Below are 23,250 nucleotides of genomic sequence, written 5' to 3' on the forward strand. Positions count from 1 at the left end.
CCGATGCTCTCCGCGCTCTTTGTCGACCGTCCACGCCTCGCAATCGTCATTGCGATAGTCACCACAATCGCAGGCGCGCTCGCTCTATACGCGATACCGGTCGCCCAATATCCCGATATCGTTCCGCCGCAGGTTCAGGTCACAACCACGTATCCTGGCGCTAATTCATCGGTCGTCGACGCGACTGTTGCGCAGCCCATCGAGGCGCAGGTCGTCGGCGTCGACAAGATGATCTACATGAAGAGCGTGAGTGGCGATGACGGCAGCTACACGCTCATCTGCTCATTCGAGATCGGGACCAATCCCGATATCAACACGGTCAACGTAAATAATAGAGTCCAGGTCGCGCTTTCCAGCTTGCCGCCGGAGGTCCAACGGCAGGGTGTTTCGGTAAAGAAAAAGTCGTCCGCACTACTTGGTGTCTTAGCGGTCTATTCCCCGAAGCATACCTATGACCCGCTATTCCTCTCCAACTATGTCACGATCAACCTTCTTGATCAGATCAAAAGTACGCCCGGCGTCGGTGATGCAACGCTTTGGGGACCGCAAGATTATGCCATGCGTGCTTGGGTTCGGACTGACCGGCTCACCGGTCTGAACCTTACGACCGGCGATATTATAAACGCGATCCACGCGCAAAACCTTCAAGCGGCCGTCGGGCGTATCGGCGCGCGCCCGATCTCCAACGAGCAACAACTACAACTCAACATCCAGACAAAGGGACGCCTCAACAACGTCGCGGATTTCGAGAAGATCGTGTTGCGGACGAATCCCGACGGTTCGGTATTGCGGCTTGGTGATGTGGCTCGCCTCGAACTCGGCGCAGCCAATCTCGATCGGGAAACGCTTTTCAATGGTGGTCCCGCAGCGGTGATCGCCATCTACCAGGCCCCCGGCGCCAACGCGATCGCAACCCTGAAGGAAGTCCGTGCGAAGCTAGCGGACGCGGAGAAAAGATTTCCGCCGGATCTTGCTTGGAAAGTCACCTACGATCCCACCGAGTTCGTAACCGACACCATCCACGAAGTGCAAAAGACGCTGATCGAAGCGTTTATTCTGGTCGTCATCGTTGTCTATCTCTTCCTCGGCAGCGTCCGGGCAACGTTGATACCGACACTTGCCGTGCCCGTGAGTTTGATCGGCGCTTTCATCGTTCTGCTCGCAATCGGATACTCCGCGAACACCGTGTCGTTGCTCGCTGTGGTGCTGGCCATTGGTATCGTCGTCGACGACGCCATCGTCGTGGTTGAGAACGTCGAGCGCGTGATGGAGGAGCGTCCCGAACTGTCGAGTGCCGAGGCGACAAAGCTCGCCATGGCGGAAATCACAGCGCCGATCATAGCCATTACGCTGGTGCTCCTTTCCGTGTTCGTGCCCGTCGCTTTCATTCCGGGAATTTCCGGCGAGCTGTTTCGGCAATTCGCGGTGACGATTGCGGTAGCGATGCTTCTCTCAGCAATCAACGCGCTGACGCTTTCGCCTGCCCTGTGCGGCATTCTATTGAAGCCTCACCATGGACCCAAAAGGGGGCTCATCGGAGCCGCGATGAGGGGGATCGACTATATCAGAGACGCCTATGGCGCCGCCGTCGCACGCATGCTGCGGGTCTCCCTGATCGGCTTGGTTCTTGTTGCCGTGGCGTCCGTCGGAATTGTCGGTCTGGCGAAGATAACGCCAACCGGCTTTCTACCCGAAGACGATCAAGGTGCGCTGTACGTCATTGCTCAGCTTCCGGGCGGCGCCTCGATAGTTCGCACCAAAGACATCGTGAAGCGAGCGGAAGCAATTCTGAAGGACGAGCCGGCGGTCGCAGATGTGACCTCGGTTATCGGGCTCAATTTCATCGATAACTATTCGCAGGCAAATGCCGCCTTCATGGTGGTTACGCTCAAGCCGTTTTCCGAGCGGAAAGATCGTTCGCAGGGCGCAAACGCGCTTATCTCGCGGCTCGGACCGAAATTTAGAGAACTGGTCGGCGGTACCGTCGTGCCTTTGGCACCCCCACCAATCATCGGCCTTGGGTCCGGCGGCGGCTTTACATACGTGCTGAGAGACCTGCGCGGAAGCGACCCGAAAGCTTTGGCGCAGGTATTGCGCGGTCTCCTCGTAGCCGCCAATCAAAATCCGCAACTGTCTCGCGTGTTCAGCACCTATACGGCGACCAATCCCTCGCTGTATCTCGAGATCGACAGAGACAAGGTGCAGGTTCTCGGCGTGTCGCTAAGCGACGTGTTCCAAGCGCTGCAGGCTTCGCTTGGCGGATATTTCGTCAACAACATGAATCTCTATGGACGGACGTGGCAAGTGCAAGTTCAGGCAGATGCCGCCGATCGAACGAGCGTGGACGATATCTACCGGATCAATGTGCGCAACGCGAAAGGCGAGATGATTTCGATGCGTAGTCTGGTGGAGGTTCGCCCCGTCATCGGACCGCCGGCAGTCATTCGCTACAACAACGTCCGAGCAGCGACTGTTCAGGGTAGCCCCGCGCCGGGCGTTTCGTCCGGACAAGCTCTCAACGCCATGGAGGAGGTTGCGGCGCGCACGCTGCCTGAGGGTTATGCAGGCGAATGGACCGACACGGCATTTCAGCAGAAGCGCGCCGAGGGCAAAACGCCGATCATTCTCGGCTTTGCGCTGCTGTTTGCTTATTTATTCCTCGTCGCGCTCTACGAAAGCTGGGTCATTCCGGTTCCGGTGCTGCTGTCGGTCAGCATCGGTGTTTTCGGGGCCTTTGCGGCGATCGTCATCGGCGGTCTGACTCTCGATCTCTACGGCCAAATCGGTATGGTTGTGCTGATCGGTCTCGCCGCCAAGAACGGCATTCTGATTGTCGAGTTCGCCAAGGATCAACGAGAACGTGGCGTCGCGCTCAGCGAGGCCGCCACCGAAGGCAGCCGGTTGCGGTTCCGGCCTGTGATGATGACGTCCTTGGCTTTCATACTTGGCCTGCTACCGCTGGTCATCGCAACAGGCGCTTCGGAACTTGCGCGACGGGACGTCGGCACGCCGGTATTCGGTGGAATGATATTCGCGTCCGTCATCGGCATTTTCGCGATACCATCCCTATACGTTACATTTCAAGCACTACGCGAGCGGCTACGGCCAGCCTCTCGTCCGCGCGTCGAGGGTGAGGGGAATGGAACGGCGCAACGCCAAAATAGCGTACCCACGCAAGGCTAGGAGTTCGCGTCAGAATGGCGGCCGCATATCCAAATCACCAATGTCGACCTTCGTGCTTCCGGCCGGTGGGTTGAACGTGAAGGCATCGGGCGGAGATCGGCTGTTCGTCCAATCGTACAGGTTTGTCTGCACATTCCCGTTGTTTTGGCTCATCAACACCGTCTTACAGGGGAGCGGGACACCGCTATTCTCAAGCCAAACGTCCCATTTGTCCGTATCTCGGTCGGATGCATATCCGATGCTGTATCGGTTGCATTGCGCATCCTGAACGCGTTCCGATCCGCTGACATCAGTCCTGACGCTCGGGTCGCCATTTGCGACGTCGCCAATGGCACCGAGAAATCGAAGTACCTGCGCTTCAAAGACGGCTAAGCCGGTAAATAGGTTTACCGCTTGGATCGGCTTTTCCGGCGCCGGAATCTGCGCGTATCTTCGCTTTTTCTCGTCGTAAATTGTGAACACCGTTCCGTCCGATACGATCAAATAGGAAAAGCCCGTTCCGGAGAGCTGAACTCTCAGCAGATTCGGACGCGCCACAAAAAATCTGGCCGTGCCTCGAGAAGCTCCAAGCGACGTATTGCGCGAATCGTAGGACGTCTGGAACTGAACGTCGCTGCTTCTCAGATAGTCGTTCAATCTTTTGAAGACTGCCCTCGTGTCATCCGCTTTCGCTTGTTGCGCAGCAGATTGCGGCACCACGCTTTGCGCAACGCAGATGGTTATCGGAAAGACGGCGAAGGAGAGCAGCAACGTCAGAAATCGAATTGCAGAGAATTTCGAGCAAATAATAGTCCACTTCATATCAGCCTCACTGGAGATATGCAGTAACCCGCCCGTCTTTCTTCACTCTCAGTCGCGCCATGGCTCTAGTCAAACGGATCCGAGGTGTCGCGTCGCGATGCGAGTAAATTTGGTAAATCTTTTATCTTTGGATCAGAGAGAGGACGCATTATGAAGAACCGCGATCGGCTCCGTCATGCCTTCACGATCTGGAGCAACGACATCAGCTCCGAAACGTCCCGACATTGCAAACGAGAGGACGGAACCGGCATCTGAGGTGCAAGTTGGATTGCGCGGCAGCCGCAGCCAAGTCGTTGTTCGAACAAGTGACGAGGTCTGCGCGGATTGGAGAGGCTTCCGAGTCTGGAGTCGCGACGTGCCCTGCCAACCGAACAAATCGCATGGATGCACGTAGGAGGTTTCCTATGATTGGCAATCGTATGAGCAACATCGCTCTGTTGGCTGCTTCCGCAATTATCTGTTCGGCTCCGCCCGCAGCTGCGGCCCGGTATGATGGAAATTGGAGCATGGTCGCTGAGACGACCCGCGGCCATTGCGGTTACATCGCGATTGGCCTCGAGATCAACGGTGGCCGAATTTACTCGACGAGTGGATCTTTCGCTTTTTACCCAATTCAATTGGGGGGCCGCGTTTCGGGCTCCGGACAAGCCCGTATGAATGCGGTGGCCGGCCCGCGCATCGCCTATGGAACCGGACGGTTCGGCCAATTTCGAGGCGGCGGAACTTGGAGGGGTAGCGGCCCCTCGGGTCTGTGCTCAGGCGTTTGGAGCGCCGAGCGCTCCTAATGCACCGAGCGATTCTCTACTGTCGTAACCCGATCGGAAGTGTGGCGCGAACGTGCGCGCGAAAAAGAGCGCACGGACTCGGGAACCGGGCCGCCGGCTGAAGCCGAAAGGCTCTTCGCGATCGCATCGTAATGATAGTGCATCGCCGTTTTCACCGCGTAGGTGAAGAGCAACTGAGGCTCAAACATGCGGGCGCGAAAGGCGGCGAGAAGCTGGGCGCGATAACGGCGCGCCAAGCTTCTGTCCTCGACGCGGCGAACAAGACGGCTCGCCAGCACAAGGAACATGACATAATTCTCGAAGCAGCTTTTTGCCCACGCTAACCGATGGCTCCGCCAATAAGGGAGCCGGTGCGCGGCGAACTTGAAGCCACCGTCGACGAACAGTGCATCAAGACGCTGGAAGTAGGCGTTCGCCGAATAGGAATTCTCCGTCACTCTGACCAAACCGTCGCGCAACATGTCCGGCGACATGCCGAGTGGAATGACGTTGGTGCCAAAAGTCTCACTGCCTGCCGCGTCATTCAATCGGCCCGCGGCTTTCAGGCGATCGAAGAGCGGCGTAGTCGGAATCGCGTGCAGCAAGCCGATGAGGGCGTTCGCGATCCTCGCTTCGGCTAAAAATCCCGGAAGAACATCGAACGCCGCCGGCTTATCGTTGTCGAATCCGACGATCATCCCGCACCAGACGTCAATCCCGCTGTCTTGAATGCGTTTGACACGTTCAATGAGTGTGCCCGCTCTTTCACGTACGTTCTGAAGTTTCTTCGTTTCTTTGAGAGACGCCTCGTCGGGACTTTCAATGCCGATGAACACGCTTTGAAAACCGGCCCGCCCCATAAGGCTCATCAACTCGTCGTCTTCCGCAAGATCCAATGATGCTTCGGTGAAGAGGGTGAGCGCATAGGCATGGTCTTCCTGCCATTTTGCGATCTCGCGCAACGTCGGCTTGATGGCCTTCTTATTGCCTATCAAATTATCGTCGACGACGAAGACGATTTTTATGCCTTCGCGATAGTAAGCGTCGAGTTCTGCAAGCACTTGCTGAGTGGATTTCAAGCGCGGCTTTCGCCCGAAAGTTACGATGATGTCGCAAAACTCGCAGGTGAACGGGCACCCGCGTGAGATCTGCATGCTTCCGAACATGTAATATTGTGATTTGAGGAGATCGAGCCGCGGCGGTGGCAAGGTTGTCATGTCGGTCTTATCGCGTTGCTCGTAGCGGCAAGCGTGCCGGCCGGCGTCCCACTCGTTGATGAACTGCGGCCACGTAACGTCAGCCTCGCCGACGAAGATGACATCGGCGAGATCCTCGAGTTCTTCCGGTTCGACAGTCGCCATCGGGCCGCCGACGACAGTGAAGGCGCCGCGAGCCCGAACCTCCTCTAGAATTTCCCGCATCCGGGTTCCCTGGACAGTCATGCCCGTGACGCACACCATGTCCGCCCGTCCGAGACGAGCGAAGTCGATGTCTTCGACGTTCTCGTCGATAATTGTCACGTCATGGTGCTTTGGAACGAGCGCCGCGAGCAAGGGCAGGCAGGCGACAGGGAGATTGGCTCGCTTGCCAAGCAGTCCCATACATTTTTCCATGCCCCAAAAAGATGTGTTGAAGCGCGGATTGACGATTACAATATCTGCCATCACTCACCCTCAACTGTAAAATTGCCGAGGCTTAGTCTTTCGCTTCAAACGAGATCGTATCAAGGCCGCTGAGCGACTCTTATTTTTGCTTCTTCACTTCGCGGTTGGTGAAACGCGCATTGCCGAGACCCGTTCCGATCGTCAGAACCGCCCAATGTTTCCGATCTTGCATATGGGGCAATTCGCTCAATCCCTGAACAACGGCGTCGTTATGCATGACGATCATCGCTTCGGATCCGCCGATCTCGCCTATCTTTTCCTTGATGCTCCCGGGAAGATGGAAGCTGCTGCTCTCCCAATTGCCGGGAAGATTTTGGCCGCCGCGATCGATCGAGCCATCCTCGCGGATGATGCCCGGACAGCCAATGCCGATGACGGGCGCCAACGCGAGCTTCTCTTTGCCGTTCCAGCGAATTTGGTCTTCGAGCATCTTCACCAATCGGGCGACAGCGCCCGATCGATCAGTCTCGTCCTTCGCATGACACCAGATCTCTGAGTTCGCCACTTTGCTTTTCACGAGATCACGCGATTTTCCGATATTCAATTCCACCGTGCCGACGCGTATGTTGGTGCCGCCGATATCGACGGCAAGCATTGTATCGTGCCCCTTGAGCATCCAGGGCGGCAGCAGGTGGGCCGCGCCGATTAGACCGGCATCGTCGGGGTCATTGTGAATCATTTCAAGGTCGACCTTGATTTTGTCGGCCTTGAGAAGAAGTCCCGTCCGGCCCGCCACGAGTTCTCCCAGCCGGCTGCCGCGAAACCCGCCACCAATGACGATTGCTTCGGTATCTCGCCATTCCTTGGTGCCCAAAAATCGCCGGATGACATGGGCGAACTGCTGAGAGAATTCTTCGACCGCACTTTGTACGACGCCGGCAGCTTCCAGATCACCTTTTTCCAGTTCGTCGACCAGCTGCTTCTTCGACAGCTCTTCCGTTGCCGTCTTTCCGAACGGGTCTTCGCCGGCCTTCCGTAGCGCCTTGCGCCATTTCTCGACGATGTCCCAAAATGCGCCCTTGCTCGCTTTGTCGCCGACGAAACCGTCGTCATCGCGCACTTCGATATTGTAACTGTCGACCGTCACGCTGGGCAAAGTAGCGGCCCCATGCGTTGGCAGCTCTAACGACGGGGATGGCTTGTCCATGACTGTCACTGCTGCCTGATTTCCAAGTTGTCGCGTGAATGGATGTTTTGGCCCGGGCCGCATAGCTGACGCTCCCGTCGTCGCTATGCAGCCAGCATTGCAACGCACATCCCTGGCAATCGGTTGCGAGGCTGAGAACCTCCGTTGCACGCCAGGCGATACCAGTGAGTGCACTCAGGCGCGTCGTCTAAACTTCAGTGATCAAACCTAGCGTTAATATCGCGCCCATGTACGGCTCAGCTGCGTTTCCGTTTTGCAGCGCCGCGGTTCCTGTAAAACTTCATAACGATCTGGCGCGTTCGGCTAAGCGTCGAGGTCGACGCTCGCCTCGCGATCCCATATCCGAAGGTTGCCGCAAGCCTTGACGAATGCCGCGGCATTCGTAGGCGTCAGCTCTATGCATCCTTCGTCGAGACTGTCGGATATACCGCACTTCTCCAGCAGCGGCTTCGTGTCATGCGTGAATGCGATGAACTTGCAGTGTCCAAAGGCGTCGCGCACGAAATCCTGGCTCGGCGCATCTTTCAGCAACGGCTCAATGCCGTCCTCGCTCGCGAGAATAGCGACCGCATCGAAGAGAACCGAAGGCCCGCCATCTATCTTGTGCTTGGCGGCGATCTCGGTGCCGTCTGAAAGTGTGATGCCCGCAATCTTCGGAGCCACCAGTTCGCAGACGCCTCCCGCCTTATCGACGGCACTCACGAGCGCCTTGAACGTCTTCGCGTCGGCGCCGGACGTTGCGAGGATGCCGAGCTTCCGGCCCGCGAATGTGCCAGGGCAGCGTGCGACGATGCTCAAAGCCTCGGACGTTCCTGCATCGATCGGCTTCTTTGCGGGAACGGCAGGATCGGGAAGATCCAATCCGAGGCCTTCTCCCACTTTTCGACCCAGAGCTTTATCGATGGTCAGAAGGTGCGCGACCATGCGCTCGCGAATATGTGGATGCTCGACCTTGCTCAACTCGAATACCACCGCATCGGCGATATGCTTCTGCTCGGGCACCGTCTGGCTCCGATAGAACATGCGCGCCTGGCTATAGTGATCGGCAAAACTTTCCGGCCGTAGCCGCTGCTTCGGGCCTTCGACCGGCTCGGCGAAACTCCGAAATCCCAACGATGGAGTTTCGCGCGGTCCACCTTCGTCGCCCCAGCTGTTCGGCTCATAGTTGGCGCGCCCTTTTGGGTTATGCATCGCCATATGTCCGTCCTGCTGGAAGTGGGCAAACGGACAGCGCGGTGCGTTCACGGGGAGATGAGTGAAATTTGGGCTGCCCAAACGTTTCAATTGCGTATCGAGATAGGAAAAGTTGCGCCCTTGCAGCAACGGATCGTCGCTGAAGTCGATGCCGGGCGGAATGTTTTGGGTACAGAACGCGACCTGCTCCGTCTCGGCAAAGAAATTGTCGACGACCCGATCCAAGACAAGACGGCCGACGATTTGCACCGGAAGCACTTCCTCCGGAATGAGCTTTGTGGCGTCGAGTACGTCGAATGCGAACTTGTCCGCGAATTTTTGATCGAATAGCTGAACGCCGAGCTCCCATTCCGGGAAATTGCCGCTCGTAATCGCGTCCCAGAGATCGCGCCGGTGGAAGTCGGGATCCGCCCCGTTGATTTTGACGGCTTCGTTCCACATGACGGATTGCAGACCGAGCTTCGGTTTCCAATGGAACTTGACGAAGGTAGATCGCCCTTTTTCATCTAGAAAGCGGAACGTATGCACGCCGAAGCCTTCCATGAACCTGAATGATCGCGGAATGGCCCTGTCCGACATGATCCACATGATCATGTGCATGCTCTCGGGGGTCAGCGAGATGAAATCCCAGAACGTATCGTGCGCCGATTGGGCTTGTGGAAATCCCCGGTCCGGCTCGGGCTTCACGGCATGAATGACATCGGGAAACTTGATGGCGTCTTGAATGAAGAACACCGGAATGTTGTTGCCGACGAGATCCCAATTACCCTGTTTGGTATAGAGCTTGACGGCGAACCCGCGGACGTCGCGCGCCAAGTCGAATGATCCCTTGCTGCCGGCGACGGTCGAAAAGCGAACGAATGCTTCGGTTTTCTCGCCAACCCTCTGGAAAATGTCCGCGCGCGTGACATTGGAAAGAGATTTGGTGAGCTCGAAATATCCATGCGCGCCGTATCCGCGAGCGTGCACCACGCGCTCGGGAATGCGTTCATGATCGAAGTGAAAGATCTTTTCGCGAAAATGGAAGTCTTCAAGAAGCGTCGGACCGCGGCTACCGGCCCTTAGCGAATTCTGGTCGTCCGCAACCGGGATGCCTTGCTGGGTCGTAAGAAAAATGTCGGGGCTGGTGGACTGTTGGTGAATCTCTCCCCCTTTCTCAACAGCGGTCTTGTGCGGGCCTGTTGGATTTGACGCGAGCGTCAGGCCTTTTTGAGAAGGGCTTCTTTTGACGGGACGTTGCTTTGCGGGTGCCATACGCGCCTCCAAGTCGGAGAAGGTCGAACTCTCCGTTATACCGTTGCCATCGTGCAATGTGCCCAACAGCGCCAATGGAGATTCCGTTCCGGCCCGCTTTCGGGAATTTCAGACTGACCCTCCCGATGAGATCTGATCGACTGTGAATTGCAAAGGCGTCTTGTCCGGCGCCGAACGCCGGACCTTCATTCGTTCCATGCCGAAACCGGTGTCCCGTGACAGTGCGGCGGATTGAGAAGTCGCGGTCCTTGTTTTCGCCAACGGCCGCACCGATGCAACCTATGACGTCGCGAAGCGGGCCGCCAATTTTTCCGGGTCTTACACGTGGAACTGTCGCCGAAACCCTGCCGATGGGGAGCCCCCACGCCGGCGGGTTCGCGCGTTTCTACGTCATGATCAGCTGGGGAGTTTGGCCGCGAGAATATCCACGTGCTCGATTTTTGGTGCGACCGCGAGGAGCTCGTCCACTTTCGACATGAGCGCGGCGGCAATCGGACCGTTGAGATGAGCTTGGCGGCCTTCTTCCGTCTCAAACGCGTCGAATATTCCAAATGTGCTTGGGCCGAAACGCAGTGCAAACCAGACCGGCGTGTCCGGCTCGTTGACGGCGAGTGGAAGGGCGCTTTCCAAAAACTGCTGCAAAGCCTTTTCTTTTCCGGGCTTCGCTTCGAGACGAACGTAGAGTGCGAGCTTTGCCATTGGGTCATTCCTCCTGTTGCGACTAGGCGCTCGAGCAGCAAGGCGGATACGCCAGTCGTGGCACGTTGCGTCGTCAGCGGAGTTCGCTGATCGTCATGCAATACGAGGCGGAACCGCTGGGTCCGCCTCGCTGATTAGAAGTGTTGAAGCGCTAGACCTAGACCGTTTCGGGGACCTTCGTGACGTCCGAGAACTTTGACGCGATCGTTTTGCTAGCAACGCTCTCTTTGCCAACATAAGCAGTCCGGTACTTAGCAGCCGGGTGCGTGCTCTCGACGTTGCCATCCTTCGTGCCGATGAGCTTTTCGCGCATCGTACCTTCCTTGTAAGATGTTTGCACGCGGCCGCGTTTGCGCAGTTCAGGCACGACAAAGTCGATGAAGTCCGTCGTCGTTCCAGGCGTTACCGCATAGGCAAGGTTGAAGCCGTCAATCCCACCTTCGTCGACCCAACGCTCCAGTTCGTCGGCAACCTTTTGCGGTCCACCAACGAGCACAGGACCGAGACCACCGATGCAGCGGTTCTTGATGACGTCCCGGACCGTCCACGCCTTGTCGCTGCCGCTGGTGAGCGACTCGAGCGTTGTGCGAAGGCTGTCGTTGTCCATAGCCTTGAGTGGCTCGTCCGGATCGAGCTTCGAGAAGTCGATGCCCGTCCAGCCGCCGAAGAGCGCGAGCATGCCCTCCGGGCTCGCGTACGAAAGATATTCCTCGTACTTCTTCTGTGCAGCTTCGTCGGTCGGACCGGTGATAACGGTCAACAGCATGAAGATCTTCACCGAGTCGCGAGAACGGCCCTGTGCTTCGGCTTGATTCCGGATGTCGTCCGTCATCTTTCGCGCCTGCTGAACGTTCGTCGTCAGGATGAACATGCCTTCGGCATGCTTGGACGCGAATTGGCGGCCGCGGCCAGATGCGCCAGCCTGGAAAATCACCGGAGTGCGCTGTGGAGACGGTTCGCACAAGTGGAAGCCGGGGACCTTGAAGTATTTTCCTTGGTGCTGAATCGGATGGACCTTGCTACCATCCGTAAAGACGCCAGTTTCCTTGTTGCGCTGAACGGCGCCGTCTTCCCACGACCCTTCCCAGAGCTTGTACATCACCTCCAGGTATTCTTCGGCGATGTCGTAGCGCTCGTCGTGAGCGATTTGCTTATCCATACCCATATTAAGGGCGGCGCTGTTCAAATAAGAAGACACGACGTTCCAAGCTATGCGGCCCTTGGTCAGATGATCCAAGGTCGAAAGCCTTCGCGCCAGAAGGTAAGGCGGCTCGAACGTCACGGCTGCCGTAACGCCGAATCCGACGTGGCTGGTAACCGCCGCCATTGCCGAGATCGCGGCGAACGGGTCGTTAACAGGAACCTGGGCGGCATCCTTAAGGGCCATTTCCGCCGAGTTGCGATAGACGTCATAAACACCGACGACGTCAGCGATAAACAGCGTGTCGAAGCATCCTCGTTCCAGCTCCCGCGCCATGTTCGTCCAGTAATCAAGGTCATTGTATTTCGAAGCTTGACTGGATGGGTGGCGCCACGTGCCCGCCGCTTGGTGGCTAACGCACGTCATATCGAAAGCGTTGAGGATGATCCTCGGTTTCATTGCGTTTCCTCGTTCGTATTTTTCACGGTTACAGTCACGTCTCGTCGGGCTCGCTGGTTATAAAGCGGACATTTTTCAGGCTTATCTTTCCCGCGCTCCGATAGGGTGCCGGCCGTGAATTGCGCTACGAATGCAATTCGTGAGCCTCGACATCGCTGATCAATCAGAACCTTCGGGAGAAGCCTGGGCGCAGACTTTCCTGTGGCTTTGTTCGTGTTTTTGAAGCGGCGAGTTACTTGCGCGTTCCAAAAAGCAACCCAACGAAGCCCCGATGCCGATTGTTCGCTATGTACCTATCGGTCACTTTTGGGTGTACCGACCGGTCCACATAATCGGATTTTACCGCCAAACGCAAGCGCAACTCGTTATTTCAATCAATTTCCAATTTAATTGTCATTGTGCGGCGAAAAAATGCGATGCGTGGTCAAAACGCAATTCTTTCGAGCGCGCCCGCGTAATGGGCTGACAATGATCAATATTCCGAGATCAAGCGAATAGTCCGGGCACGGTCTTCGCCCGCACCTTGCGCATATGTACCTATCGGTCGGTTTTCAATCTTGTTGTACCAGTCGGTCGGTCTGTTAGTTCTACGCTGTCGATTCGAATGGGGGAAGTAATGAAAATTCAGAAGAAGACACGAAAAGCTGCTGTTTTCGCGCCGGCTTTTTTGGGTCTCGTTGGTGTTACGGGGGCGTCGGCTGCTGATCTTGGAGGCAATTGCTGTGCTGATCTCGAAGACCGAATTGCCGAACTTGAGGCGTCCGCCGCTGTTAAAGGCAACAGAAAAGTTTCGCTGACGGTGTCGGGCTGGGTTGCTGAGCAAGTCGTCTACTGGGACGACGGCGTTGAATCCAACACGTACATCTCCGGACTGGGAACGGCATTCGCGAGCAACGTGAATTTCACGGGAACGGCTAAGATCAACAAGGATTTGTCGGCCGGCTACGTGCTCCATCTCGAAGCGATCGACAGCGACGTGTACACGACGAACCAGAACACGCCTGTCGGCCCTGCGGCGTTGACCGGCGCTAAGAATAGCGTGCAGGTGCTTTATTCATACTGGTTCCTGAAGAGCGAGGAGCTGGGCAAGCTCAGCGTCGGCAAGGTTTCGCCGGCCGACGACAACGCGATCGTATCGCTCGACAGCTCAGGAACGCTGGCGGCGGCCTATTGGGTCGCTTACGACGTGTTTGGCTTCAATGTTCGCGGCAACTTTGCCCCCGGCCAGTCGATGATCTGGGGTAACGCGTCGTCGTGCCGGGGATACGGCGGCGGTCCGGGTGATTGCGATGGTCTTCCACGGAATGCGATCAGGTACGATACTCCCGCCTACAAAGGTTTCTCTGCCACAGCATCGTGGGGCGAAGACGACGATTGGGCGCTTGCAGGTTGGTACGCAAATACGCTCGGCAATTTCAAGATTGCGGGTGCTCTGACGTATGCTGAGACCACGGACTCGAACCTCGGCGCGCCGCCCGACGGAAAGTTGAAGTACACTCAGGCCGGCCTTTATGTTCAGCATCTTCCCTCGGGCTGGTTTGGCACAGCGGGCTGGGGACATCTGACTGAGCAGGGCGGCCTGGTCGATAATCCGGCGACAGACACTTGGTATATGAAGAGTGGTGTCCGTCTGAAGCTCAATCCGCTCGGGGCGACGATTCCCTACGGCGAATACCTCGGAGCCAACAACAGCGCGATGATCGTTAGTGATGGCGGTTCGCCCGGCGACGCCTCCGACGATACATCCCAGGTTATCAAGGGATCATCGACACGCTTCTGGGGCTTCGGAGCAGTTCAGGAAATAGATGCTGCCGCTATGTCGGTTTGGCTTCGCTATAGAAACCACGAAGTCGACGTTCCTGGTGTCAACACGAAAGACATGTCCACGATCGTGTTTGGCAGCATGATAAATTTCTAGCTTCTTCTTAGACTGCTTCCTCCATCGACTTAGCTCGAAGCTTTCAAAGCTTCGGGCTTTTTTGTGTCCGCATGATTTTAATTCGCGATCGCGGTCGCAGCTCGGGGTTGCCTGGATAATTTCCACGCAGAGGAGGATGCCCTTCTTTCATGCGCGGGCGATGCATTTGAGCTCAGGACTCGAGGCGCGTTAAATTTAAAGTGAGAAAGTATGCGGACGAACTTGCAGCTGATCGCTGATCCCACTTGCGTCTCTTGGAAATTTTACATAATGATGGACCGATCGATACAAACAAGTGGTCCGGTCAATGGACCCAAAAAAATGTCTAGGGAAACGCCTGATGTTGACCATTGTAGGGATCAACGGCAGTCCGACGCGCCAATCGAAGACCGGCATCTTGATTGACGCCGTTGCTGATGCCGTCGCGACCGCGCTGCCAACAGACAGCTATAACATCGCCTTGTCTGAAGTTGGCCATGAAGTCATGTGCGGACTGACGCGCCCTGACGTCTCCGTCAAAGGCGAAGAACTTCTCCGACTCGTTGAGCGAGCGGACCTGCTGATCATCGGAACGCCGGTCTATCGTGCAGCCTACACGGGATTGCTCAAGCACTTCTTTGATCTTGTCGATCGCGACGCCATGCGTAACCGCAAGGCGATATTGTGTGCAACTGGCGGTACGCCAATGCACGCCCTGGTGATCGAGCATCAAATGCGGCCCCTCATGGGCTTTTTCGCGATACAGACTGTGACAACCGGGCTCTATGGCCTCAGCGACGATTTCGCAAATGGTGCGGTTTCGAGCTTCGCCCTTAGAGAGCGCATCGAAAGAGCGGCAGATGAAGCAGTCGGCCTGCTTTTGCCTTCGCGTGTGCCTGTTCGTCAATTGGTCGAATAGCCTGCCGCAGCAATTCCCTCATTCGTTGACCCGTATGCTCTGTAAAAATCGGCAACGCTCCCGCTAAGGCATCGAAAGGCAGCAGTCATGGGCGTCAAGAACGCTAGTCCGATGAAGTTTGCGCATTGGGTTTCCAGTGCCAGCGGTGGCCTTGTTGTGAGCAAGGTCCCGCAACGCACCGACTGGGGTCTCGAATACAACATCAGACTCGCCAAGATCGCGGAAGAAGTTGGCTTCGAGTACGCCCTTACGCAGATCCGCTTCATGGGCCACTACGGTGCCGAGTATCAGCATGACGCGCTGATATTTTCTACGGCGCTCCTCGCTCATACCGAAACGCTCAACATCATTACCGGCATACTTCCGGGGATGTTTCATCCCGGTGTCGTCGCCAAGCATGGTGCTACTGCCGATCAAATCTTCAATGGCCGCTGGGCGATCAACGTGGTCAGCGGTTGGTGTCGCGCCGAATTCGATGCGCTTGGCGTTCCGTGGGTCGAGCACGATGAGCGTTACGTCCGCTCGCAGGAATTCATCGAGGTTCTTCGCGGGTCGTGGACCGAAGACGATTTCAGTTACGCGGGCAAGTACTGGAAGATCGACGGCTATACACTGAAGCCAAAGCCGCTCGTCATTCCCGGTCGTCCGACGCCAGAGATTTTCCAAGGCGGAAATTCGCTCGCTGCGCAAAGAATGGCGGCTTCGGTTTCGGATTGGTATTGCATGAATGGCAATACCACCGATGGCTTCAAAGAGCAGATCAATTACGTCACGAAGCTTGCGACGGCAAAAGGCCGGACAGTCAAATTCGTTGCCAATGCCTTCGTGATTGCTCGCGAGACGGAAGCGGAAGCTCAGGCCGAACTCGAGCGTATCGTCCGCGGCGCCGATACGGAGGCCGTCGAGAACTTCCGCGTGGCGGTCAAGGAGGCCGGGCAGGCGACCAAGGAAGGCAAGGGGATGTGGGTGAAGTCCACGAGCCGCGATTTGATTCAATACAACGATGGCTTCAACACGAACTTGATCGGAACGCCCGAGCAGATCGCGCTCCGCATATACGAACTCCGCAAAATCGGCGTGGACATGGTTCTTTGCGGGTTCTTGCACTTCCATGAGGAGACGCGCTTTTTCGGTGAGCGGGTCATTCCGCTCGTCCGCGAACTCGAGCGCGCCGCCCCGACGAAAAGGCAAGCGATCGCTTAACACTTTAAAACAGGCGGTGGGGGATGGCTCGGAGACCGCGCCACCCTTCTGCGAAGAAAAGAGAGTTTAGACGCTGGCTAAAGCGGTTTCTAGGCGATCCGGGGAAGGAAGCGAAGTTATGAACTTCATGTTCACGAACCACGACGCTGAAGAAATCAGCCCTGCGGAAGATATTATCGAAGAAGCCAGGGCTGGACGTTGCTTCATTCTCGTCGACGACGAAGGTCGGGAGAACGAAGGCGATATAGTCATTCCAGCGCAATTCGCGACCGCTGAAGCCATAAACTTCATGGCTCGGCATGCGCGCGGGCTCATCTGTTTGGCGCTGACGCCTCAGCGTGTTGCGCACCTGAAGCTCAGCGCCATGGCGCAATCCGTGCAAACGGGACTGCAGACCGCCTTTACTCTTTCGATCGAAGCTAAGACCGGGGTGACGACGGGAATTTCCGCTGCCGACCGGGCCCGAACTATCGCGGTCGCGATCAATCCGGAAAGCACGTCGAACGATATCGTCACTCCGGGCCATATTTTCCCGCTGATTGCGCGGGAAGGCGGCACGCTCGTACGGGCCGGGCATACCGAAGCTGCCGTCGACGTGTCGCGGATCGCCGGTCTCAATCCTTCGGGCGTCATCTGCGAAGTTATGAACGATGACGGCACGATGGCGCGCCTGCCGGATCTGCTAAAATTCGCGAGCGCGCATCGCATCAAGCTCGGAACGATTGCTGATCTCATCGCCTACAGGCTTCGCCATGAGCGGCTTGTCACCCGTGTCGCGACGTCCGCGATTCATCACCCGAGCTTCGGTGAATGGCAATTGGCCATTTACCAAGACACAGTCGACGGGTCCGAGCATGCCGTGTTGATCAAGGGAAATATCACGAAGCCGGGTCCAATTTCAGTTTGCCTGCACAGGTCGGATCTGGTGAGCGACGCGATCCTCTCTCGCGAGGGAGAAGGCTTGAATAGCGCCATGTTCAAGATCATGCGGCGGGGACGGGGAGTCATTGTTCTTTTGAACGATGGCCGTCGCGGTGCGCTTTCCGATCGCATTCGAAATAGCAGCCCGCATTCCCGGCCGGGCCCGCAGCTGCGCGAGTACGGCGTCGGTGCGCAAATCCTCGTCGACCTCGGGATCAAAGACATGATTCTGCTGTCTAGCCGCGATCAGACGCTCGTCGGCATCGAAGGTTATGGGCTGACGATCGTCGGGAAAGAATCGTTGTGAATTTGCGAAGGCGTGAGCCGGTGGGGACGCGACCTTCATTGCCTGAAATGAGGAGAGACTGACTTATGCAGATGGGGTCTATTCGGAGCGCGATGAACAGCATCGGTGCGGCGTTGACCGGCAAACCGGCCACGGTCGATGCCAATGCCTTTCGAACAGTCATGCGCCAGCTCGCCGGTTGTGTGACTGTGATCACTACGGAAGAGAACGGCACGCTCTACGGATTTACCGCGACCGCGGTCTGCAGTGTTTGCGCCGAACCACCCACCATCCTCATCGCCGTCAACAAGACGGCGCGGACTCATCCGCATATCGATAGAAAAGGCGCATTTGCCGTCAATATCATGGCTGATGGCCAAAAGAGCATCGCAGAACATTTCGCTACAAAGGGCGAAAATCAATTCGCTTCCGTCGAGCATCGCCTGAGCGAAAGAGGCGTGCCCCTCATCAAGGGTGCCGCAGCTCAGCTCGAATGTGAAATTCAACAGAGAATTTCGATCGGCACGCACACCGTATTTGTCGGTCAGGTCGTCGGAACGGATGTCGAAGCCGTCACGCCGCTGGTCTATCACGACGCCCGCTACGGGATGATTTCACATATTTGACGGCTGCTGCGGCCGGGCGAATTCATTCGGACGCGAATAGCCGGCGGACGCAGCCCGCAAGTGGGAAGCGAGCACGCGATGAGCCTCAATACCCTCAATGCAGAAGGCGACGTGCGGTCTGCGGAGCTTAAATCCGCAGGTCCGTCGTCGTGGTCGTTGGACGAATTGCAAGATTTGCCGGACCATCTGCGAGGCGCCTATGTCGTCGTCGGCAATTTCGACGGCGTCCATAGAGGCCACCGTGAGGTCATACAACGTGCGTCGAAGATGGCGCGGGTCGACGGACGCCGTGTGGTGGCGATCACGTTCGATCCGCATCCTCGTGTCGTGTTGGCGCCGCACGAGCCTTTCGTTCAACTGACAGGCCCCGGTGAGAAAGCCCGTTTGCTGAAGGAAGCGGGTGTCGATGATGTCATCACTCTCAAGTTCGATTCCGGAATGGCGTCGCTGCAACCGGAGGCGTTCGTCCAGCAAGTGCTGACGCGAGGCTTCGAGCCCGAGCGGATCATCGCAAGCAGAAATTTTCGCTTCGGTAAAAAGCGCATCGGAGGTGTAACCCAACTTGCCGAATTGGGTCCTTGCGCCGGCACGACTGTTGAGGTGATCCCGCCGCTGGTCCTGATGGAGAGCGATGAGATCATTACGTCGACAGCAATACGATCGCGGCTGGCTCTCGGTGACATCAAGGCGGCCAACAATCTCCTGGGTCGCCGATGGACGATGGAAGGCATCGTCGTTCACGGCGACAAGCGTGGTCGTGAGCTCGGCTTTCCGACAGCCAATCTCGATCCCTTCCACGATGTACGCATCGGCTTCGGCATCTACGCCGTGCGCGTTCTTATCGATGGAAAAATTGTGAACGGGGTGGCCAGCTACGGAACGCGACCCCAGTTTGACGACGGAGCGCCGCGTCTCGAAGTCCACATTCTGGATTTCAGCGGGGACATTTACGGAGCGCAATTGCTCGTCGAGTTCGTGGCGTTTCAGAGATCCGAACGGACCTTCGTCAATGTCTCTGCCCTGACGAAGCAGATCGATGCCGACTGCCTGTCCGCGCGGCGCCTGCTGGGCAGCGACTTTCAAGAACCCGCGATCGAGAGTGTGCTCGACCGACGTGCGTGCGCCATTGCGAGCGCTGCCGGACACTAAGTCCTGCACAGCAAATTACGACGCAGAACGTTTTTGCGAAGGGCAAAACGGCAGTAGTTCTCCGCGTCGTCAGGCGGACGTCATCATTTAATCAGCGGTCCTGCATTTGAGCTTGCATTGTACCGACTGATACATACACTAACGCGAGATTGCAGATTTCAGGAGGCTCTGGTGTCGCTAAACCGAAACACCGAAGCTACGGCCAGCCCATCCGACGAAGATTGTCCCTGCAAAGACGGGATGAAGCCTCATCTCGAGCTTGATCGGCGCAAGCTGATATTTTCTGCCGCCGCGGCGACCGCTGCCGTGCCGTTGGCAGCTGCGCCCGCGCTCGCCGAGAAGAAGACGGCACCTCCCGGTGCGGTCCTTTACGACGTTCCCGACGATCCGACGAAGGAGATGGGTCGCGGCGTACACGAAGACAACGGCTATGGCACACGCTCGCAATTCGAGACCGAGGTGCGTTTAAAAGCGGATCGTCCACTCGACGGAACTTCGTGGACATATACGCCGCTTGCTGCAACGATCGGCAACCTCACGCCGTCAGGGCTGCACTTCGAGCGCCATCACGGCGGCATTCCAACCATCGATCCCTCGCGCCACGAACTGTACGTTCACGGTCTCGTCGATATCGCGAAGAAATTCACGATCGCCGAGATTAGGAGCCTGCCATCTATCACGCGGCGCTGCTTCATCGAGTGCTCCGGGAATACGTTGGACGAATGGTCGAAGCCGACTGGAAGAAATGTCCAAGTCACGCATGGATTATTGAGCACGACCGAATGGACCGGCGTTCCGTTTGCGACGTTCGCTCGTCACGTGGGCTTGAAAGAGAACGCGGCGTGGGTCTTGGCAGAGGGCGCAGATGCCGCGGTGATGACCCGCAGCATTCCGATCGGCAAGCTGATGTCGGATGCGCTCATCGCTTATGGACAGAACGGAGAAGCGCTTCGGCCCGAGCAGGGCTACCCGCTCCGCCTCATATTGCCCGGCTTCGAAGGCAATACGCAAATCAAGTGGCTGCGCCGCCTGCAAGTGAGTGACCGTCCGTTCATGACGCATGAGGAAACGGCCGCCTATACCGACCTGTTGAAGGACGGGCGTGCGAAACTGTTCACCCTCGAGATGGATGCAAAGTCCGTCATCACGTTCCCTTCCGGCGAAATGATGCTGCCGAAGCCCGGTCATTATCTGATCAAGGGTTTCGCGTGGTCCGGACGCGGCCGCGTTTATGCAGTCGACGTTTCGCTCGATGGCGGCAAGACGTGGGCGCCGGCCAGGCTCGATAGCGTACCGGAGCCCATGAGCACGGTGCGTTTCAGCTACCCTTGGCACTGGGATGGCAAGTCGGCCATCTTACAAAGCCGGTGTATCGATGAAGCCGGCAACGTTCAGCCGACGCGCTCGGAACTCATCAGCGTGCGGGGCGTGAACTCCGTGTACCACTACAACGCCATTCAAAGCTGGGCCGTCGCTTCAGACGGTAGTGTGTCCAATGTCCACGTTTAGAGGCCTGTGCACGGCAATACTCTTCTGCTTGTGGCCTGTGTTGTCCCACGCTGACGACACAGAAGCGAGTGTCGGCACGCCGGTCACCTCAGAAGAACTGGCAAAATTCTTTGCCATTCAGCCGGACGGCGCAACTCTGCCCCCTGGACAAGGGACGTCAGCTGCTGGCCGTGAAATCTATGCACAACGGTGCGCTCACTGTCATGGCGAGCATCTCGAGGGGATAAAGGAACTCGGAGGCCCCGTGCTCACAGGCGGAAGGGGAAGCTTGGCGACGGACAAGCCCCTCAAAACCGTCGAGAGCTACTGGCCCTATGCCAGCACGCTATTCGACTATATATGGCGCACCATGCCGTTTGACCAACCGGGCTCTCTCACGCCCGACGAGGTGTACGCGCTGTCGGCCTACATCCTGTCGGTCGGGAAGGTCATCGATGAAAAGCAGGTCGTGGACGCCAAGACGCTTCGGAAAGTCGTCATGCCAAACGCCAAAGGCTTCTTCGACGGATCTGGCCCCGAACTCGATATGTATCGGATCAACCAATCGGCGTTGCCGGCGAAGTGAAGCCGCAGCCTCAAACGTGTCGCGTCTCCAGGAGGCGAAACTGCAATGCGGATAAGCGCCATAAAAGCTGTCGAACCGGCCGTCCTACGCGTCGTCGCCACAGTGGTACCGATAGAGTTGGAGGGCAAGGAGGTTCGCCTTGATGCTTATGCGTATCAAGGTGACGATGAGGTCGAACAACTCGTCGTTCTTGTTCACCGTGCCGCTGAGGCGACAGAAGCAACCATCCCTCTGGTGCGCATCCATTCGGGTTGCGTAACGGGGGATATTTTTCATTCGCTGCGCTGCGATTGCCACCAACAACTGCAGATGGCGTTGCGGGCCATTTGTGCAGCGCCGTTCGGAGCAATTGCGTACGCGCCCTACCAGGAAGGGCGCGGGATTGGATTGTTCAAGAAGCTGCAGGCCTACGCTCTTCAAGATCAAGGGATCGACACGATCGACGCGAATATCGAGATTGGGTTTCCCGTCGACGCTCGCGACTATACGTTGGCTGGCCGAGCACTGTTGGAACTCGGCATGAATACGGTTCGATTGTTGTCGAATAACCCGCTCAAGCAGCAGGCCCTACGGGCTCTCGGCATTTCTGTCATCGAACGCGTCCCGCTGGTCGTCGATCCGAACCCGCACAACCATCGCTATCTCGAAACAAAGCGGTTGCGTATGGCGCACGACGTCTGACGCGCGGCGGCGATGTATGCCCGTCTGCGGCTCCATTGAGCTGCGCCATCAATTTCTTGGGGAAATGCCGAATACGTAAGGACTGTCGCCGCTGAGGGAGAGCGGCCGCCCCTTCAAGGAGCTTGCCGCCCTTTGGATTCCGCGATCGACAGCGCCAAGTCTGCGAACACGTCGGCGATCTCGCGTGAGGACTTTCGGCCCGAGGGCTTCAGCCAAAGGAAACTGTAGAAGTACATACCTAGGATGCCCTTTATCGCAACCGTCGGCAGAGAACGAAAAAGTCCCTTCTTCTCTCCTTCCCGGAACGTCGTCGTCCAGATGTCCTGATACGCTTGATGGAGTTCGGATACGATCCGATGCCGTTGACCGGTGAGGCAATCGGCTTCGCGGAAGCAGACAGTCATTTCCGGCAGGTTGGCGAAAATCGTGTGCATCAGATTGCGGCTAAGGATGTAAATCCGCTTTCTGGGATCGGGCTCGGAGGCAAGCGAGTCTCTGCCCGCAACGACCAGATCTTCGATATATCGAACCGCGATGTTGAACAGCAAATCTTCCTTGCTGCTTATATGATAATAAAGCGCGCCCCTGCCTAATCCGACCGCTTCCCCAATTTCTGCGACGCCCACAGCGCGATAGCCCCGCGTCGCAAACAAGTCTGCGGCAATCTTTTGAATTCGCTCGTATTGCTGACCCCCGGCGACGGTCGACTTCCCATTTCGCATGTTCTTATCGCTATCCGCAGACCAATGTGTGTGTGGACTAGTCGGTACACTGGTGCTAAGGTCAAGGCCTGATGATTGTCGCTTTCGTCCCGCCCGGGCCGGCGATTTCAAATCTGAGCGTGACAAGAAGGCCTCCAAAACTGTTCGTCGGCTCAATCCAAATGACCGTCGTACTTTACGATAACAGCATACAATTGGGAACTTGGCGACGCCCGAAATGACGCTGCTTTTGAGTCAACCACACTCCGTCGCGCTGGCGAAAGCATCGCATTTTTTTTGCGGGCGCGAAAAAGAAAAATCTGAGGCAATCAGCATACAGGCTAGTTCCGATATCGGACAGGGCTTGCTCCGAATATCGGGCTCTTCGCTACGGGTTTTCCAAATCAATTTTGGAGACCAAATTCATTCGCGAAATCTTGCAGGTTCCAAAGACCGGTTGTGCGGCCGCTTGCGGCGGGTTGCCCGA

17 protein-coding genes are annotated in these 23,250 nt (G+C 57.1%); 10 read left to right on the plus strand and 7 right to left on the minus strand.

The features are described 5' to 3' along the window. The first annotated feature begins 3 nt into the window (after positions 1-3). Positions 4-3,183: an efflux RND transporter permease subunit gene (locus AC1DK3_RS02220; RefSeq protein ID WP_477190665.1), complete on the plus strand. Its 3,180-nt coding sequence runs from the start codon at positions 4-6 to the stop codon at positions 3,181-3,183. Between the two features lie 9 nt (positions 3,184-3,192). Here the strand turns inward: AC1DK3_RS02220 and AC1DK3_RS02225 are convergent, their stop codons facing one another. From AC1DK3_RS02225 to AC1DK3_RS02250, 6 genes are all read right to left on the minus strand, one after another. Next, positions 3,193-3,984 (minus strand): DUF2092 domain-containing protein, encoded by a 792-nt coding sequence (locus tag AC1DK3_RS02225; RefSeq protein WP_477190666.1) that lies wholly within the window; start codon positions 3,982-3,984, stop codon positions 3,193-3,195. 781 nt (positions 3,985-4,765) lie between these two features. After that, positions 4,766-6,412, minus strand: coding sequence for a B12-binding domain-containing radical SAM protein (locus AC1DK3_RS02230; RefSeq protein ID WP_477190667.1), 1,647 nt, complete (start codon positions 6,410-6,412; stop codon positions 4,766-4,768). A 79-nt stretch (positions 6,413-6,491) separates the two neighbouring features. Continuing rightward, positions 6,492-7,559: an ROK family protein gene (locus AC1DK3_RS02235; protein WP_477190668.1), complete on the minus strand. Its 1,068-nt coding sequence runs from the start codon at positions 7,557-7,559 to the stop codon at positions 6,492-6,494. A gap of 303 nt (positions 7,560-7,862) precedes the next feature. Further along, entirely contained in the window at positions 7,863-10,007 is a 2,145-nt protein-coding gene (locus tag AC1DK3_RS02240; RefSeq protein ID WP_477190669.1) for a catalase, read from the minus strand. Between the two features lie 396 nt (positions 10,008-10,403). Beyond that, positions 10,404-10,706, minus strand: coding sequence for a putative quinol monooxygenase (locus tag AC1DK3_RS02245; RefSeq protein ID WP_477190670.1), 303 nt, complete (start codon positions 10,704-10,706; stop codon positions 10,404-10,406). A gap of 157 nt (positions 10,707-10,863) precedes the next feature. Continuing rightward, on the minus strand, positions 10,864-12,306 hold the full coding sequence (locus AC1DK3_RS02250) for an LLM class flavin-dependent oxidoreductase (protein ID WP_477190671.1): 1,443 nt from the start codon (positions 12,304-12,306) through the stop codon (positions 10,864-10,866). A 616-nt stretch (positions 12,307-12,922) separates the two neighbouring features. On the opposite strand from AC1DK3_RS02250, the gene AC1DK3_RS02255 reads away from it, so the two are divergent. From AC1DK3_RS02255 to AC1DK3_RS02295, 9 genes are all read left to right on the plus strand, one after another. Next, on the plus strand, positions 12,923-14,224 hold the full coding sequence (locus AC1DK3_RS02255; RefSeq protein ID WP_477190672.1) for a porin: 1,302 nt from the start codon (positions 12,923-12,925) through the stop codon (positions 14,222-14,224). A gap of 340 nt (positions 14,225-14,564) precedes the next feature. After that, the gene (locus AC1DK3_RS02260) at positions 14,565-15,122 is read left to right on the plus strand and encodes an NAD(P)H-dependent oxidoreductase (protein ID WP_477190673.1); all 558 of its coding nucleotides are present in this window, start codon (positions 14,565-14,567) and stop codon (positions 15,120-15,122) included. An 87-nt stretch (positions 15,123-15,209) separates the two neighbouring features. Beyond that, a complete protein-coding gene (gene sfnG / locus AC1DK3_RS02265) occupies positions 15,210-16,325 on the plus strand; it encodes a dimethylsulfone monooxygenase SfnG (RefSeq protein WP_477190674.1) in 1,116 nt (371 codons plus the stop codon). A gap of 118 nt (positions 16,326-16,443) precedes the next feature. Beyond that, complete coding sequence (gene ribB, locus AC1DK3_RS02270) at positions 16,444-17,553, plus strand: 3,4-dihydroxy-2-butanone-4-phosphate synthase (protein ID WP_477190675.1); 1,110 nt, start codon at positions 16,444-16,446, stop codon at positions 17,551-17,553. A 65-nt stretch (positions 17,554-17,618) separates the two neighbouring features. Continuing rightward, positions 17,619-18,158: a flavin reductase family protein gene (locus AC1DK3_RS02275; protein WP_477190676.1), complete on the plus strand. Its 540-nt coding sequence runs from the start codon at positions 17,619-17,621 to the stop codon at positions 18,156-18,158. 78 nt (positions 18,159-18,236) lie between these two features. Continuing rightward, positions 18,237-19,307, plus strand: coding sequence for a bifunctional riboflavin kinase/FAD synthetase (locus AC1DK3_RS02280; RefSeq protein ID WP_477190677.1), 1,071 nt, complete (start codon positions 18,237-18,239; stop codon positions 19,305-19,307). Between the two features lie 171 nt (positions 19,308-19,478). Then, complete coding sequence (gene soxC, locus AC1DK3_RS02285) at positions 19,479-20,816, plus strand: sulfite dehydrogenase (protein WP_477190678.1); 1,338 nt, start codon at positions 19,479-19,481, stop codon at positions 20,814-20,816. Then, positions 20,803-21,381: a c-type cytochrome gene (locus AC1DK3_RS02290; RefSeq protein ID WP_477190679.1), complete on the plus strand. Its 579-nt coding sequence runs from the start codon at positions 20,803-20,805 to the stop codon at positions 21,379-21,381. Before soxC ends, AC1DK3_RS02290 begins: the two co-directional genes overlap by 14 nt. Before the next feature lie 45 nt (positions 21,382-21,426). Beyond that, positions 21,427-22,062, plus strand: coding sequence for a GTP cyclohydrolase II (locus AC1DK3_RS02295; RefSeq protein WP_477190680.1), 636 nt, complete (start codon positions 21,427-21,429; stop codon positions 22,060-22,062). 113 nt (positions 22,063-22,175) lie between these two features. Here the strand turns inward: AC1DK3_RS02295 and AC1DK3_RS02300 are convergent, their stop codons facing one another. Continuing rightward, a complete protein-coding gene (locus tag AC1DK3_RS02300; protein ID WP_477190681.1) occupies positions 22,176-22,784 on the minus strand; it encodes a TetR/AcrR family transcriptional regulator in 609 nt (202 codons plus the stop codon). Between the last annotated feature and the right edge of the window lie 466 nt (positions 22,785-23,250).

The organism is Hyphomicrobium sp. 01T421 (genome assembly GCF_056398805.1).